Genomic DNA, 15,922 nt, shown 5'->3' on the forward strand with positions numbered 1-15,922 from the left:
TTTGTATCAAATCGGGGGTATAAATCGTTGAATTTTGTATCAAATCGGGGGTTTGAATTGTTGAATTTTGTTTCAAATCGGGGGTGTGAATTGCAGGAATAAGTTTTTTTTGTGCCAGGTTTAGATTGCCGTTTCTCAATTTATTGTTACCTTTGCACCTTATTTTTGTGTGGTATAAATTTCATTGACAATGAATGAGAAATTTCCGGAGTACAGCCATTTAGACCTCTCGGCAATAAACAGGGAGATGTTGAAAGCCTGGGATGAAAAAGAGGTTTTCAGGAAAAGTCTGGAGACGCGGGAGGGACATGCGCCGTTTGTGTTTTACGAAGGGCCGCCCTCGGCTAACGGTATGCCGGGCATCCATCATGTGATTGCACGTTCCATTAAAGATATTTTCTGTCGTTATAAAACCATGAAAGGTTTTCTGGTCAACCGGAAAGCAGGGTGGGACACGCACGGGTTACCCGTGGAACTGGGTGTGGAGAAATCGCTGGGAATTACCAAGGAGGATATCGGTAAAAAAATATCGGTCGAAGAATACAACGCGGCGTGCCGCACCGAAGTAATGAAATATACCCGGGAATGGGAAGAACTTACCCGTAAGATGGGATACTGGGTGGATATGAGCGATCCCTATATCACTTATGACAACCGTTATATCGAAACCCTGTGGTATCTCCTGAAAGATTTGTACGAAAAAGGATATCTCTATAAGGGATACACCATACAGCCATACTCGCCTGCGGCCGGTACAGGCCTCAGCACACATGAACTGAACCAGCCGGGATGTTACCGCGACGTGAAAGATACGACCTGTACGGCCCAGTTCTTGATAAAGAATCCGCCGCCGGAGTGGGCTGAATTCGGGGAGCCGTTCTTCCTGGCGTGGACCACTACGCCCTGGACCCTACCCTCCAACGTGCTGCTCGCTGTGGGATCCAAGATCGATTACATAGCGGTGCAGACCTATAATCCCTACAGCGGCAGGCCGATGACTGCCGTGCTGGCCAAAAATCTACTCGACGCCTATTTCCCGGCGAAAAACGCCGCGCTTTCGTTGGATGATTATAAGGCAGGCGACAAGAATATCCCTTTCCGCGTGATCGATAAAGTATGGAAAGGAGCGGAACTCGCGGGCATGGCGTATGAACAGCTCATCCCCTGGGTGAAAGTGTCGGAGAACGGGCTGAAGGTGGTGACAGGTGACTTTGTGACTACCGAAGACGGTACCGGTATCGTGCACATAGCGCCCACCTTCGGTGCGGATGACGCGAGAGTGGGAAAAGAGAATGATGTCCCCGGGTTGACGCTTACCGACAAAGAGGGGAATCTCCGCCCCATGGTCGACCTCACCGGAAAATATTTCCGCATTGAAGATCTCGATCCCGAGTTTGTGCAAGGCAATGTAAATGCCGACCTCTACGGGGAATATGCCGGCAGGTATGTGAAAAATGCATACGACGACACGTTCACAGAGGAGGATGCGACACTCGATATCGACCTCTCGGTGATGCTTAAACAGCAAAACCGCGCGTTCCGGATAGAGAAGCAGGTACATAATTACCCGCATTGTTGGCGGACAGACAAACCGGTATTGTATTATCCGCTGGATAGCTGGTTCATCCGTACCACGGCCTGCCGCGATAAGATGATAGAACTGAACAACACCATCCACTGGAAGCCGCAATCTACCGGTACCGGCCGTTTTGGAAAATGGCTCGAGAACCTGCAGGACTGGAACCTGAGCCGTAGCCGCTATTGGGGCACGCCCCTGCCGGTGTGGCGTACCGAGGATGGAAAAGAGGAAAAATGTATCGGTTCGGTAAAAGAACTCTTTGAGGAGATGCGCAAGGCAATGGATGCCGGCGTGATGAAAGCGCTGCCTTGGAGCGGCTTGGATCTGGAAGAGGGGAAGGAACCGGACTATGATAAGATAGACTTGCATCGTCCCTATGTGGATGATATCGTGCTGTTGTCCGACAGCGGCAAGCCGATGAGGCGGGAGACAGACCTGATCGACGTGTGGTTCGACAGTGGCGCCATGCCTTTTGCACAGGTGTTTTATCCCCATATCGGAGAAGATGATTTTCAAAAAATATTTCCTGCCGATTTTATTGCGGAGGGAGTAGACCAGACGCGCGGATGGTTTTATACCCTGCACGCCATCGCCTCGATGGTGAAAGAAAGTGTGGCTTTTAAAAATGTGGTGTCCAACGGGTTGGTGCTCGACAAGAACGGCAATAAAATGTCGAAGCGGCTGGGCAACGCGGTAGATCCCTTTGAAACGATAGAACGGCATGGTTCCGACCCGTTACGCTGGTATATGATCACCAATGCTGCTCCATGGGAGAATCTGAAATTCGATATAGAGGGAGTGGAAGAGGCGCGTCGTAAATTTTTCGGGACACTTTATAACACTTATTCGTTCTTTGTGTTATATGCCAACGTGGATGATTTCCGCGATCAATATCGGCGGATCGCCCTCGACGAGCGGCCCGAGATCGACCGTTGGATTTTGTCGATGTTACATTCGCTGATAAAAGAGGCCGATCAAAGTTATGAGGCATACGAACCAACCAAAGCGGGACGTGCCATTGCCGATTTCGTGAACGATCATCTCAGCAACTGGTATGTGCGCCTCAATCGTAAACGTTTCTGGGGGGGAGAGATGACCGATGATAAGTTGTCAGCCTACCAGACACTCTATCAATGCCTGGTGACCGTGGCTAAGCTGATGGCACCTATCGCTCCCTTTTACGCTGACCGGCTCTATCTGGATCTGACTTCGGCGACGGGCAACGAGCAGTGTGAGTCGGTACATCTGGCTGATTTTCCGTTGTGGGATGATTCGCTTATTGATAAGCAACTCGAAGAACAGATGTATCTTGCCCAGACCGCTTCATCCATCGTGCTCTCATTGCGCCGGAAGGTAAATGTCAAGGTGCGACAGCCCCTCTCCAAGATTATGATCCCCGTCGTGGACGAGCAGCAGAAAAGAAATATCCAGGCTGTAGAGTCGTTGATACTCAGCGAGGTGAATGTGAAAGAGTTGCAGTACGTCGATACTGCCAGCGAGATATTAGTGAAACGGGTGAAGCCCGATTTCAAAAAACTGGGCCCGCGCTACGGGAAAATAATGAAACAGCTTGCACCCAGAATACAGGGCATGACGCCTGAAGAAATACAGGAACTGGAAAAAAACACCCGTTTCTGTTTGACGGTGGAGGGACAGGAGGCTGTCGTCACGCTCGATGATGTGGAAATCATCTCCGAGGATATCCCGGGGTGGCTGGTGGCCAATGAAGGGCGATTGACAGTGGCGCTGGATGTTACGCTTACCAGTGAACTCAGGGAAGAGGGAATTGCCCGCGAGTTGGTGAACAGGATACAAAACCTGCGCAAAGCGAAAGAATTTGAGATCACTGACCGCATCACCATCCGACTTTCGTCAAGCCCTGCCTTTGACCAGGCCGTCATCCATAATGCCGCTTATATTAAAAATCAGGTGCTGGCCGATGAAATCATCCTAGTGGGTGAACCGCTTGAAGATGTGATAGAGATCGATGATGAGACACTCACTATCAGCATTGTGAGAAACAGTTGAGAATTATGTGATTTATGCGTATATTTGCAAAAAAAATAATGAACTATTATGAGCGAAAAGACGAGATATTCAGACGAGGAATTGGAAGAATTCCGGGCTATCATTAATGAGAAATTGCAGATAGCCAAACAGGAGTATGAAAATTACCGCGCTGCCGTCACCAATGCCGACGGAAACGACACGGTGGATACCTCTCCTACCTATAAAGTGTTGGAGGAAGGTGCCTCCACACTCTCCAAAGAAGAAGCGGGAAGGCTGGCACAACGTCAGATGAAGTTTATCCAGAATCTTCAGGCTGCCATGGTGCGCATTGAGAACGGGACTTACGGCATATGTCGTGAAACCGGCAAACTGATCCCCAAAGAACGTCTTCGCGCGGTGCCCCATGCCACATTGAGTATCGAGGCCAAGTCGCAAAAGAAAAAGTAGTCACGTCCCCGATGAAGACGAGGTTGGTGTCTGTGAAAGTTGAAAGGGGGAGCAATGCTTCTTCCGGGTTTTTTATGCCCGTAAAATAAAGAGAAACTTATGAAGAAAAGTGTGCGAAACAGATGGATTGCTATTGCCGTTGTTGTGGCGGTGCTCCTTGTCGATCAACTTTCCAAGATATGGGTGAAAACACATATGGGTTTGTATGATGCCATTGATGTTTTCGACTGGTTTAAGATCTATTTTGTGGAGAATAACGGCATGGCATTCGGTATTGAGGCGGGAGGAAAATTGTTTCTCTCGCTTTTCCGTATCGTGGCTGTTGTTTTTATTGTCATTTATCTCTCGCGGCTGATAAAGCAGCATTACGGAGCCGGATTTATCGCCTGTGTGGCGATGATCCTTGCCGGCGCTTCGGGAAATATCATAGACAGCATCTTCTATGGGGTCATTTTCGAGGCAAGCTATCCGGGACATGTGGCCTCGTTTGTTCCCTGGGGCGAGGGATATGCTTCCCTGCTTCACGGCAGAGTCGTGGATATGCTTTACTTTCCCATGGTCAGCGGGACATATCCGGATTGGGTGCCCTTTCTCGGGGGAGAGGAATTCCTTTTCTTCCGGTTTATCTTTAATATTGCCGACTCCGCGATTACCGTGGGTGTCATCCTGATACTGCTTTTTTACCGAAGAACATTATCCTGTTCATTGCTCTCCAAGAGCGAGCGTGAAAGACTGGAAAAAGAAAAACAAGATCAGCCATTCGCAAGTGAAGAGTAGAAAGAGTGTCGCATATTTGTTCCTGTTCATTCTATTAGGCGGACTGGCCTGCTCCTGTCAGAACCGTCCCAGGGAGGTGTTGAACAGAAAACAGATGGAACGGCTGATGTATGATGTGTATATCGCCGAGGCAACCATGGAAAACGACTATCACCATTTCGACACTCCCGAGAAGAAAGAAGCGTATATCAATAAGGTGTTTCAGTTACATAAAACCACTCAGGCGCAGTGGGATACCTCGTTGTCATGGTATTCCGACAGAATCGATCTCTATCTGAAAATGAATGACTCGGTAAAGGCTCGCCTGCAGCGTGCCCGGCAAGAAATTGATGCTGTGATGGCACAGCAGGCCCAGGGGCAACAGATCGATCCCGCACAACTACCCCCCTCTTACCTGCCTCCTGTGTATATGTTCTCGATGCCTGATGCAAAAAGAGGACTCCGCTTCCGCCTGGATTCCGCGGACATTTCTTCCAAAGTCATCGGAGAAGATTTTCTGTTTACTTTCAGCACAATAGGAATCCCGTCCCGGTTTCCCTCTTCCCTTACATCATTGATTACAATGGTTTATTCAGATACTACCATCTACCGATTCCGGAAAATAAGGGAAAATAAAACTTACGAACTCACCGGGTCAAAGTATATTCCCGGAGATACGATCACTGAAATAAGAGGCTTTATACATCTGCAGGACGCGACGGGTGTGATGCCTCACATCCAATTATACAATATATTTTTCGGAGATATACAGTCAGCCGTGTTAGGAACAGACACTTTAAGGATGGGGTTGGATACGCTGGATGGGGAACCGTTAAATCCTGATTCTGCCGCGCTTCCAGTCCCGGATTCCATCCGTTTTTTTCAACCTGATTCCCTGCAAGAGATGCAACATGATTCCCCATAGAGAAAAGTGATATGTCATAATGACTTATATTTTAGATAAATTGCTATATTTGCGGATATAATAAAAATAATAATAAAATTTTAACATTTACTTGTCGTAATTTAACATCAAAATGAAAAAAAAGAGAGTTTATACCTTTGGAAACGGTGCGGCTGAAGGGCGGGCAGATATGAAAAACCTGCTTGGCGGGAAGGGAGCGAATCTTGCAGAAATGAATTTAATTGGCGTTCCCGTTCCTCCGGGTTTCACTATTACTACTGAAGTCTGTACGGAATATAACGAATTGGGTAGAGATTATGTGGTAGGTCTGCTGAAAGAGGAGGTAGAGAAAGCGGTAGCCCAAATTGAAGAGCTGACAGGCACAAAGTTCGGGGACAAGGAGAATCCCTGTCTGGTGTCTGTCCGTTCCGGCTCGCGAGTATCCATGCCCGGAATGATGGACACCGTGTTAAATCTTGGCTTGAATGATGATGCCGTGGAAGGAATTGCCAGGAAGTCGGGTAATGAGCGTTTTGCCTGGGATTCCTATCGCCGTTTTGTGCAGATGTATGGGGATGTGGTGTTGGGAATGAAGCCCCAAAGTAAGGAAGACATCGATCCTTTCGAAGAGATTATGGATGAGGTGAAGGAATCCAAAGGAATAGAACTGGATACCGATCTTACCACCGACGATCTGAAAGAACTTGTGAAAAAATTCAAGACGGCTGTAAAGGAAAATACCGGCAATGAGTTTCCGGTAGATCCCTGGGATCAGTTGTGGGGAGCTGTCTGTGCCGTATTCGACAGTTGGATGAATGAACGCGCGATCCTTTATCGTAAGATGAACAATATCCCTGAAGAGTGGGGTACCGCTGTCAATGTGCAGGCCATGGTGTATGGCAATATGGGTAAGACCTCCGGTACGGGAGTTGCTTTCACCCGCGATGCTGCTACCGGGGAAGATATCTTCAACGGTGAATATCTGATCGACGCACAGGGAGAAGATGTGGTGGCCGGAGTACGCACACCTCAACAGATCACCATCGAGGGATCCCGTCGTTGGGCAAAACTGCAGGGTGTTTCCGAAGAGGAGCGTGCCGCAAAATATCCCTCACTCGAAGAAGCGCTTCCCGAGTGTGCAAAGGAATTAATTGAAGTTCAGCAGAAGCTGGAGGATTATTTCAAGGATATGCAGGACCTGGAGTTCACCATCCAGGACGGAAAACTCTGGTTATTGCAGACCCGTGGTGGAAAACGTACCGGTGCTGCGATGGTGAAAATCGCCATTGACATGCTCCACCAGGGATATATTGATGAAAAAACCGCGCTCAAACGGTGTGACCCTGAAAAGTTGGATGAGTTGCTCCATCCTGTGTTCGATAAGAAATTGTTAGCCCAGGCAAAACCGCTGACCAATGGTCTGCCCGCTTCCCCGGGAGCTGCTACCGGTCAGGTGGTTTTTCATGCCGATGAGGCCGAAGAATGGAGCAAGCAAGGCAAAAAAGTGATCCTTTGCCGTATTGAGACATCGCCCGAAGATTTACGTGGCATGGCTACTGCGCAAGGAATCCTTACCGCACGCGGCGGAATGACTTCCCATGCAGCCGTAGTGGCAAGAGGAATGGGTAAATGTTGTGTCTCGGCTGCCAACCATGTGGTGATCAATTATAAAGAACGTACCATGACCATTGGCGGCAAGGAGCTGAAAGAGGGAGACTGGATATCATTGAACGGCTCCACCGGTCTTGTGTATGAAGGTAGGATAGAGACCCAGGATGCTGAACTGGATGGCGATTTCAACGAATTGATGGAGATCGCCGATAAATATGCCCGTATGGATGTGAGAACCAATGCCGACACCCCGCGTGACGCCAAAGTGGCCCGCGATTTTGGAGCTAGGGGTATTGGCTTGTGCCGTACGGAACATATGTTCTTTGAAGAAGATAAGATCATTCCCATGAGGGAGATGATCCTCGCGAAAGATGAGGAGGGGCGTAGAAAAGCGTTGGAAAAACTGCTCCCATTGCAGAAAAAGGATTTTGCCGGAATTTTCAGGGCGATGGACGGCCTGCCCGTTACTGTCCGCCTGCTTGATCCGCCATTGCACGAGTTTGTCCCCCACGATGAAAAAGGGCAGATGGAAATGGCCAGGGTGATGGGAATCTCTTACAAAGATATTCACGAACGGGTGGAAGGATTGCTCGAATCGAACCCGATGCTCGGATTGCGTGGTTGCCGCCTTGGAAACCTCTATCCGGAAATCACCGAGATGCAGGCCCGTGCCATCATGGAAGTGGCCATTGAACTGAAGAAAGAAGGTATTGGCGCTTGTCCTGAAATCATGGTTCCCCTCACCGGTATCGTCCATGAGTTCAAAGCTCAGAAAGACATCATCGAAAATACCATCCAAAAAGTATTTGCAGAAAAGAACGATTCGGTGGAATATAAGATCGGCACGATGATTGAGATACCTCGCGCGGCGCTTACGGCGCATAAGATTGCCAGAGAGGCCGACTTCTTCTCGTTCGGGACCAACGACCTTACGCAAATGACCTTCGGTTATAGCCGCGACGACGTGGCTAAATTCCTGCCGATGTATCTGGATAAGGGAATCCTGAAACATGATCCGTTTGCGGTAATCGACCAAAATGGAGTGGGACAGCTGGTAAGTATGGCTGTGCAGAAAGGACGTGAAGTCAGACCCACCCTTAAGTGCGGCATTTGTGGAGAGCACGGGGGTGAACCCTCGTCAGTGAAATTCTGCCATACGGTGGGACTGAACTATGTTTCCTGTTCACCGTTCCGTGTGCCTATTGCACGCTTGGCCGCGGCACAGGCGGCGATCGGATAGGCATCTTTTTGGACATCTCATTGCAGAGGCGCCCCAACGGCGTCTCTGCCTGTTTTATAACCGTCAATCCTTTATAACTACTTTTAACCATCAAACTATTTTGCTACTAAGCGGATTATCATTACTTTTACATCAGTATTTTAATGGGATGGTGTGATGATTTGATTATCGCGAGTTCCATATACCGAAATAAAAAAATAAAATAATCATATGAAACGAGCATGATAATCATTATCACACAAGATCATGACTAAAGCGAGTTCCATATGACACCATTGAAAATAAATATTTTAGTCATATGAAATATTCAGTGAAGATATTTTCTATTATCGTGTTGTTATTCGCTTCCGGTCTGATGTTCGCCCAAAATAATGTGATCGATGAAATCGTATGGGTGGTAGGCGATGAAGCTATCCTGAAATCAGAAGTGGAAGAATACCGCAAAGAGATTCTGATGCAGAATCAGCGCATTGAAGGTGACCCCTATTGTTTCATTCCCGAGCAGCTGGCTGTCAGGAAACTGTTTCTCGATCAGGCGAAATTGGACAGTATTACGGTACAGGAATCACAGGTGACCCGTTCTCTTGAGTATATGATCAATGAATATATTGCTTCCGTTGGTTCGGTAGAGAGGTTGGAAGAGTATTGGGGTAAAAGTATCAGCGCAATCCGGGAAGACATGCGTGACCAGATTCGTGAGCAACAGCTTATAGAAGGAGTGCAGCAGAAACATTTTGGGAACGTGCAATTGACCCCTTCCGAAATCCGGAAGTACTATAACAGCCTTCCGCAGGATAGCTTGCCCTTTATTTCGACTACGTTGGAAGTACAAATTATTACCGTGGAGCCCGAAATCCCGTTGGAGGAAATCGATAAGGTGAAAGCCCAACTGCGTAATTTTACGGAACAGATAACCAGTGGAAAGAACACCTTTTCCACACTGGCATTGCTTCATTCCGAAGATCCGGGAAGCGCGCTCAGGGGAGGAGAACTCGGTTTCATGAGCCGCTCCACCTTGTCTCCTGAATTTGCCAATGTGGCCTTCACGCTGAATGATCCGCAAAAAGTATCGAATGTGGTGGAAACAGAGTATGGTTTTCATATTATCCAGTTGATCGAGCGGAGAAACGATATGGGGAATTTCCGGCATATACTGTTGAAACCCAAAGCACCCAAGGTGTCTCTCGACACGGCGCTGATCCGTCTCGATTCCATCAGGACAGGGATCACGGCCAAAAAGATCACGTTCGATGACGCGGCCACTTATCTCTCCGCGGATAAAGATACCCGGAATAACAGGGGGATCATGGTGAACAATACTCCCAGAAGCCCCAATGCCGGCACGCCCCGTTTTGCGCTGAACGAGTTGAATCAGGATATTGCGAAGATTGCGGGAGAGATGGCAAAAGGAGAGGTGTCCGAGCCGTTTATTATGATGAATGACAAAGGACGCGAAGTGGCAGCCCTCATTAAAATTACCGACCGGAATGAAGGGCATAGGGCCAATATCAATAACGATTATCAGGTTATCAAACAAATGGCTGAGAATGCCAAACAGCAAAAGCTTGTGGATGAATGGCTGCAGGATAAGATCCGGAAAACCTATGTCCGCATAGATCCGCAATGGCAGGGATGCGAGTATAAATATAGGGATTGGTTAAAGTAAAGTAAAGGCTTTCTTATAACAATGGAGAAACAACGCTCGCATTCTTTCCGTGGAAGCAAATTCCTGTCGGGCCTGCTTTCGCTCATTATAATGTCGGCTTATGCACAGCAACCACCCATGCGGCAGTCTGTCGGAGAGCCGCCTGTCGAGATCGTGGAAATGCGGCGGGCTGATTTGTTGAGTAAAAGGGACGGATTGGATGCGCAGATCTTTACGGGCAATGTGATCTTCTATCATGAGGGAGCGTTCATGTATTGCGATAGTGCTTACCTCTATCAGCAAGCCAATACGTTTGAAGCATTCAGTAATGTGAGGATGGAGCAGGGGGACACCATCTTTGTGTACGGTGATTACCTGCACTACGATGGGAATATCCGCTTGGCCAGGCTTCGCGACAACATACGGATGGAGGATCGTACCGCCACGCTCTTTACCGATAGCCTTGATTACGATCGGTCGGCCAATCTCGGATATTACTTTGATGGAGGGATGTTGGTAGACGAGGAGAACGAGTTGACCTCTTATTGGGGGCAATATAGTCCCGTCACCAAGGAGGCGCTGTTCAGCGACAGCGTGAAACTGGTCAATGAAGATTATATTATTTACGCCGATACGCTGAAATACAATACCGAATCGAAATTTGCCGATATCCTCGGACCTTCGCGTATTGTATCGGACAGCGGTTATGTCCATACAAGCAAGGGATGGTATAACACCGTGACAGATGATTCCAAATTGTTGGATCGTTCGCAAGTCTATAGCAATGACGGAACAAAAGTGCTTATCGGAGACACCATTCTCTATAACCGTCAAACGGGTTTGGGTGAGGTCTTTGGCGATATGTTCCTCGAGGACAGGGCGCAAAAAGCCATCCTGCGGGGGAATTACGGTTACTATGACGAAAAAACGGAATACGGGATGGCTACCGGCAGGGCATATGCCATCGACTACTCTCAAGGGGACAGCCTGTTCGTGCACGGTGACACGCTCATCATGAAAACCGATTCGATACATCGCGAGGTAAAGGCTTTCTATGATGTGAGGTTCTACCGCTCCGATCTTCAGGGGGTGTGTGACTCGTTGCACTACGCGTCGGCCGACTCCATGCTCTATATGATTGGCGATCCCGTGGTATGGAGCGATAATAATCAGGTGTCGGGGAATCAGATCGATATCTTTCTGAATGATTCCACCATCGAAAAAGCCATTGTCAAGGATTATGCATTGGCTATTCAGAAGAGAATAGAAGAGGATCAGTTCAATCAATTGAGTGGGAGAGATATGACCGCTTTCTTTCGCGGCGGGGAACTCTATCATGTGTTGGTGGAAGGGGACGCCGTAACGTTATATTATGCGGTACAGGAAGATAGCACCATCATCGGGCTGAACAGGATGGAGAGCGCTTATCTGGAAATAGATACGGAAAATAACCAGATTACAAAGTTAAAAACATATTCTGCCACCTCAGGCGTTATGACTCCTTTACCCCTGTTAAAACCCGAAGAGACCCGGCTGAAAGATTTTGTCTGGCTCGATTATTTGCGTCCTACTGGCCCTGATGATATATTCCGCGGTAACCAACGGCGTAGCTCCGAAGCTGCCGAGCCCCGTCGGGGGCGTTTTGAGAGGGAAGATATCACACTCTGATCCTTTTCTCCCCACGACAATAATACAAGCAAGCTTGGCTTACCTCTCGAGTTTTCGTATATTTGTAGAATATAAGATGCGTCTCGGGCAAGCTCAAGCAAGCTTGGCTTACCTCTCGACTTTCATTATATTTGTAGAATACAAGATGCGTCTCGGGTAAGCTCAAGCAAGCTTGGCTTACCTCTCGACTTTCATTATATTTGTAAAAACCAAACAGCAGCTTATTATGGGTATTTTCTTTTTTTACAATAACCGCAAGCCGCGTAAATTCAATTATACGCCTATCCTTTACAATCCGGAAGAGGAGGAACGCAAGAAGAACTTGCGGGACCGGATCGAGAAGGTCAAAAGAGAGATGGGTGTGCTGCCGGAGGAAAAAACAGCCGAAAAGAAAGACTTTAAGGCGGAATTTGTCTCTCAAACACGTCATCTGAAAAAACGTAAAGAAAGGGAAAGTTCCGGGAGAAATTCTTTTTTTGCCAATAATGGATTACTTGTCATTATTCTGGTGGTCCTTTTCGCGATCTTCTTCTTCTGGTTTTTACGATAGATAGCACAGAAACACACCATGCCTGACATCATTCATCTCCTTCCTGATTCCATCGCCAACCAAATTGCCGCGGGTGAGGTGATACAACGCCCCGCATCTGTGGTGAAGGAACTGATCGAGAACTCGCTCGACGCGGGTGCCACACATGTCATTCTCAGCCTAAAGGACGCCGGACGCACCTTTATCCAGGTAATAGATAATGGCAAAGGGATGTCTGCCACCGATCTGCGAATGGCTTTCGAACGTCATGCAACCTCCAAGATACGGAGTGCCGACGATCTGTTCTCCCTTACCACGATGGGATTCCGGGGGGAAGCCCTCCCTTCTATTGCCGCGATTTCCCATATTGAAGTGAAGAGTCGGAGGGAAGAAGATGAATTGGGGTCGTTGCTGGTCATTTCCGGGTCAAAAGTCGACAAGCAGGAAATGGTCGCTGCTGCCGTTGGAACTTCCGTCACCGTGAAGAATATTTTCTTCAATGTGCCGGCCAGGAGAAAGTTCCTGAAATCCAACGAAACCGAACGCCGGAATATTTTCACGGAATTCGAGCATATCGTGCTGGTCAATCCTGATGTGGAGTTCACATTGATTGAAAATGGAGTGGAAACCCTTCATCTTCCCAAAACAGGATTGAGACAGCGCATCGTTCAGATAGAAGGGAAGAATATGAACCAGCAGTTGATCGAAATCAATGAAGAAACTACGCTTGGAAAGATTTACGGTTATATAGCCCGGCCCGAATTTGCAAGGAAGGGAAAAGTAAGTCAGTTCTTTTTCGTGAATAACCGCTATATCAGGCATCCCTACTTCCACCGCGCGGTTACTACCGCCTTTGAGCCACTTATTGCCGCGAACGAGAAACCGGGTTACTACATCTATTTTCAGGTCGATCCTGATACAATTGATGTGAATATTCACCCCACAAAGACCGAGGTGAAGTTCGAGAACGAACAGGCACTATGGCAGATACTGATGGTTACCGTAAAAGAGTCGCTGGGAAAATTCAACGCGATCCCTACAATCGACTTCGACAGGGATGACGCGCCCGAGATACCGGTTTACAACCCTTCCCATGCCTCATCGATGCCGAAGGTGAACGTGGATCCCGGTTATAATCCTTTTCACAGTCACCGTGCTGAACCCCCCAAGCCGAAAGCGCCTGCCTTTGGTTGGGAGCAGCTTTACAAAGGATTCGAAAAAGAGAAGGAATTGGTTGACCAGATACAGGGCGGTACCCCCGCAACCCTGTTCAAGCCGGCGGGGGGCGATCGTAATATCCCTGAGAATGAGCTCTTTCCCGAGCATTATCAATATAAGCAGAAATATATACTCACCTCGGTGAAATCGGGACTGATGATCATCGATCAACATAGGGCGCATGTGCGTATCCTATTCGATAAATATCTGGAGCAGATAAGGAATAAAAGAGGACTCTCGCAACGGGTATTGTTTCCTGAGGTATTGGAACTCTCGGCTTCCGAGGCGGCCGCCTTGCCTTCCATCATGGAGGATCTGGAGGCGTTGGGATTTGAATTGAGCGATCTGGGTAATCACAGTTTTGCCATACAGGCTGTTCCTTCTGAAATTGAAAATGCTGCTCCTGCCGCGCTGATCCGTTCCATGATCGGTAAAAGTATGGAGACAGGCAGTGACGTGAAATCGGAAATTCAGGAATCGATAGCGCTTTCGCTTGCCAATCTAACGGCTATTCCTTATGGGAATACGTTGACTACCGAGGAGATGTTGCTTATCGTGAGCCAGCTATTCGCGTCTCCCTTTCCCGCTCATACTCCCGACGGACAGACGGTTATCAGCGTAATCTCGGAAACGGAGATTGAAAAGAAAATGCAATGAGATATTCTTGTAGCACGGAAAAGCGACCATGCGCTATCGGGAAAAAGAATAAACAAACAGGGATATTTTTAATCCATCACATTAAAACAGGTATGATGCACTACTCTTATTGTGGAAACAGCGGCGTGCGACTCCCTAAAATATCGTTGGGACTTTGGCACAATTTCGGATTTGAAGATGATTATGAGACGGCGCGTGAAATGGTTATCTTTGCTTTTGAGCAGGGCATAACCCATTTTGACCTTGCGAATAATTACGGGCCCCCTCCCGGCTCGGCAGAGTCGAACTTCGGGAAAATACTGCATGAGAACCTCTCTTCCCACCGCGACCAGATGATCATCTCATCCAAAGCAGGGCATCTGATGTGGGAAGGACCTTATGGCGACGGCTCGTCGAGGAAATATCTTATGGCCAGCATCGATCAGAGTCTCAAACGGACCGGACTGGAATATTTCGATATCTTTTATTCGCATCGTTACGATCCCAATACACCAGTGGAGGAGACCATGCAGGCGCTGGTAGATATTGTGCGCCAGGGAAAGGCGCTTTACATAGGCCTCTCCAAATATCCTCCCGTACAGGCGCGTGTTGCCATGAATTATCTGAAAGGGAGAGACGTCCCCTGTTTTATCTTTCAGGATAAATACAGTATGTTCAATCGCCTTCCTGAAAAGGATATGCTGGATATTACCGAAGAATTCGGCTCCGGATTTATTGCTTTTTCCCCGTTGGCGCAAGGTCTCCTTACCGATAAATATCTGAACGGTATTCCGCAAGATTCGCGCGCGGCCAATCCTTCCGGTTTTCTGCAGAAAGAACAGGTGACTCCATTCCTTGTCGATAAGGTGAGGCTGTTGAACAAGGTGGCCGCGCGGCGTGGGCAGACCATGGCGGAGATGGCGCTGGCATGGGCGTTGAGAGACAAGAGGATTACTTCTCTTATCGTGGGGGCACGGAATGTAGCCCAATTGAGGGATAATCTGAAGGCATTGGAGAATAGCTCTTTCACGCCGGAAGAACTGCAACGGATCGATGCCATCCTTGACGGAGCCACGCTATGAAACGATTCACGCTTACCCTTTCGGTCATTATCCTGCTTGTGTGGTCCTGTGGGGAAGAAGCGCCCCGGCAGACGGTCCCTTTTGCATCGGTCAATTTCAGGGTCGACCCGAATAGTTATGACCCTATTTTGAATAATCCACACACATATAAAATCTTTACGGAAGAAGAACGACGTCTTCCTTCCGATCGTTTTGGCTATGCCGGCGTGTTGGTCGTCTCCGACGCAAGGGGGGATCTGCACGCCTTTGATCTCTGCTGTCCTCATGAAGACAGAAAAGGGATAGTTGTAGCCCCCGAGTATGAAGAGAATGGGGGGTATAATGGCAAGGTGAAATGCGTCTCATGTGGTTCCGTCTTTGTCACTATGTTCGGTCTCGGCAGTGTGGAGTCGGGACCCTCAACGGAACCCTTGCAACGGTACAATGTGTTGCCGCTGCAGGATGGCAGTTACCGGGTAGTAAATTAACCTCGGCGAATTTAATATTTTTTTTGATAAAAAACACGCCTCTCTTTGTTCTGCCGTCATTAGGGTGGTGGTGATTCGATTTTTTTTACTACCTTTGCGCCCTAATTTTCACGGGTATGATTCTTTTTAC

At 48.2% G+C, this 15,922-nt stretch carries 11 protein-coding genes; all 11 read left to right on the forward strand.

Features of this window, described 5'->3' with window-relative positions; genetic code table 11:
- Window positions 1–190 precede the first annotated feature (190 nt).
- The 11 genes from ileS to D7D25_RS06405 all read left to right on the forward strand — a co-directional run bounded on the left by ileS (window position 191) and on the right by D7D25_RS06405 (window position 15,792).
- A complete protein-coding gene (ileS, locus tag D7D25_RS06355; protein WP_122968117.1) occupies window positions 191–3,607 on the forward strand; it encodes an isoleucine--tRNA ligase in 3,417 nt (1,138 codons plus the stop codon).
- Between the two features lie 48 nt (window positions 3,608–3,655).
- Complete coding sequence (locus tag D7D25_RS06360) at window positions 3,656–4,036, forward strand: TraR/DksA C4-type zinc finger protein (RefSeq protein WP_019541227.1); 381 nt, start codon at window positions 3,656–3,658, stop codon at window positions 4,034–4,036.
- Window positions 4,037–4,135: 99 nt separating this feature from the next.
- Entirely contained in the window at window positions 4,136–4,813 is a 678-nt protein-coding gene (locus tag D7D25_RS06365) for a lipoprotein signal peptidase (protein ID WP_122968118.1), read from the forward strand.
- On the forward strand, window positions 4,803–5,717 hold the full coding sequence (locus D7D25_RS06370) for a DUF4296 domain-containing protein (RefSeq protein WP_122968119.1): 915 nt from the start codon (window positions 4,803–4,805) through the stop codon (window positions 5,715–5,717). The genes D7D25_RS06365 and D7D25_RS06370 overlap by 11 nt, the downstream gene beginning before the upstream one ends.
- 112 nt (window positions 5,718–5,829) lie before the next feature.
- On the forward strand, window positions 5,830–8,547 hold the full coding sequence (gene ppdK, locus D7D25_RS06375; RefSeq protein WP_122968120.1) for a pyruvate, phosphate dikinase: 2,718 nt from the start codon (window positions 5,830–5,832) through the stop codon (window positions 8,545–8,547).
- Between the two features lie 298 nt (window positions 8,548–8,845).
- Complete coding sequence (locus D7D25_RS06380) at window positions 8,846–10,213, forward strand: peptidylprolyl isomerase (RefSeq protein ID WP_122968121.1); 1,368 nt, start codon at window positions 8,846–8,848, stop codon at window positions 10,211–10,213.
- Window positions 10,214–10,234: 21 nt separating this feature from the next.
- Window positions 10,235–11,860 (forward strand): OstA-like protein, encoded by a 1,626-nt coding sequence (locus D7D25_RS06385; protein WP_122968122.1) that lies wholly within the window; start codon window positions 10,235–10,237, stop codon window positions 11,858–11,860.
- Between the two features lie 226 nt (window positions 11,861–12,086).
- Window positions 12,087–12,410 (forward strand): hypothetical protein, encoded by a 324-nt coding sequence (locus tag D7D25_RS06390; RefSeq protein ID WP_122968123.1) that lies wholly within the window; start codon window positions 12,087–12,089, stop codon window positions 12,408–12,410.
- Between the two features lie 18 nt (window positions 12,411–12,428).
- Window positions 12,429–14,264 carry a DNA mismatch repair endonuclease MutL gene (mutL, locus tag D7D25_RS06395; protein ID WP_122968124.1) on the forward strand — a complete coding sequence of 612 codons (1,836 nt, stop codon included), beginning with the start codon at window positions 12,429–12,431 and terminating at the stop codon, window positions 14,262–14,264.
- 92 nt (window positions 14,265–14,356) lie between these two features.
- On the forward strand, window positions 14,357–15,325 hold the full coding sequence (locus D7D25_RS06400; protein WP_122968178.1) for an aldo/keto reductase: 969 nt from the start codon (window positions 14,357–14,359) through the stop codon (window positions 15,323–15,325).
- Entirely contained in the window at window positions 15,322–15,792 is a 471-nt protein-coding gene (locus tag D7D25_RS06405; RefSeq protein WP_122968125.1) for a Rieske 2Fe-2S domain-containing protein, read from the forward strand. The genes D7D25_RS06400 and D7D25_RS06405 overlap by 4 nt, the downstream gene beginning before the upstream one ends.
- The last annotated feature ends 130 nt before the right edge of the window (window positions 15,793–15,922 follow it).

It is taken from the genome of Proteiniphilum sp. X52 (genome assembly GCF_003712195.1).
Lineage (GTDB): Bacteria > Bacteroidota > Bacteroidia > Bacteroidales > Dysgonomonadaceae > Proteiniphilum.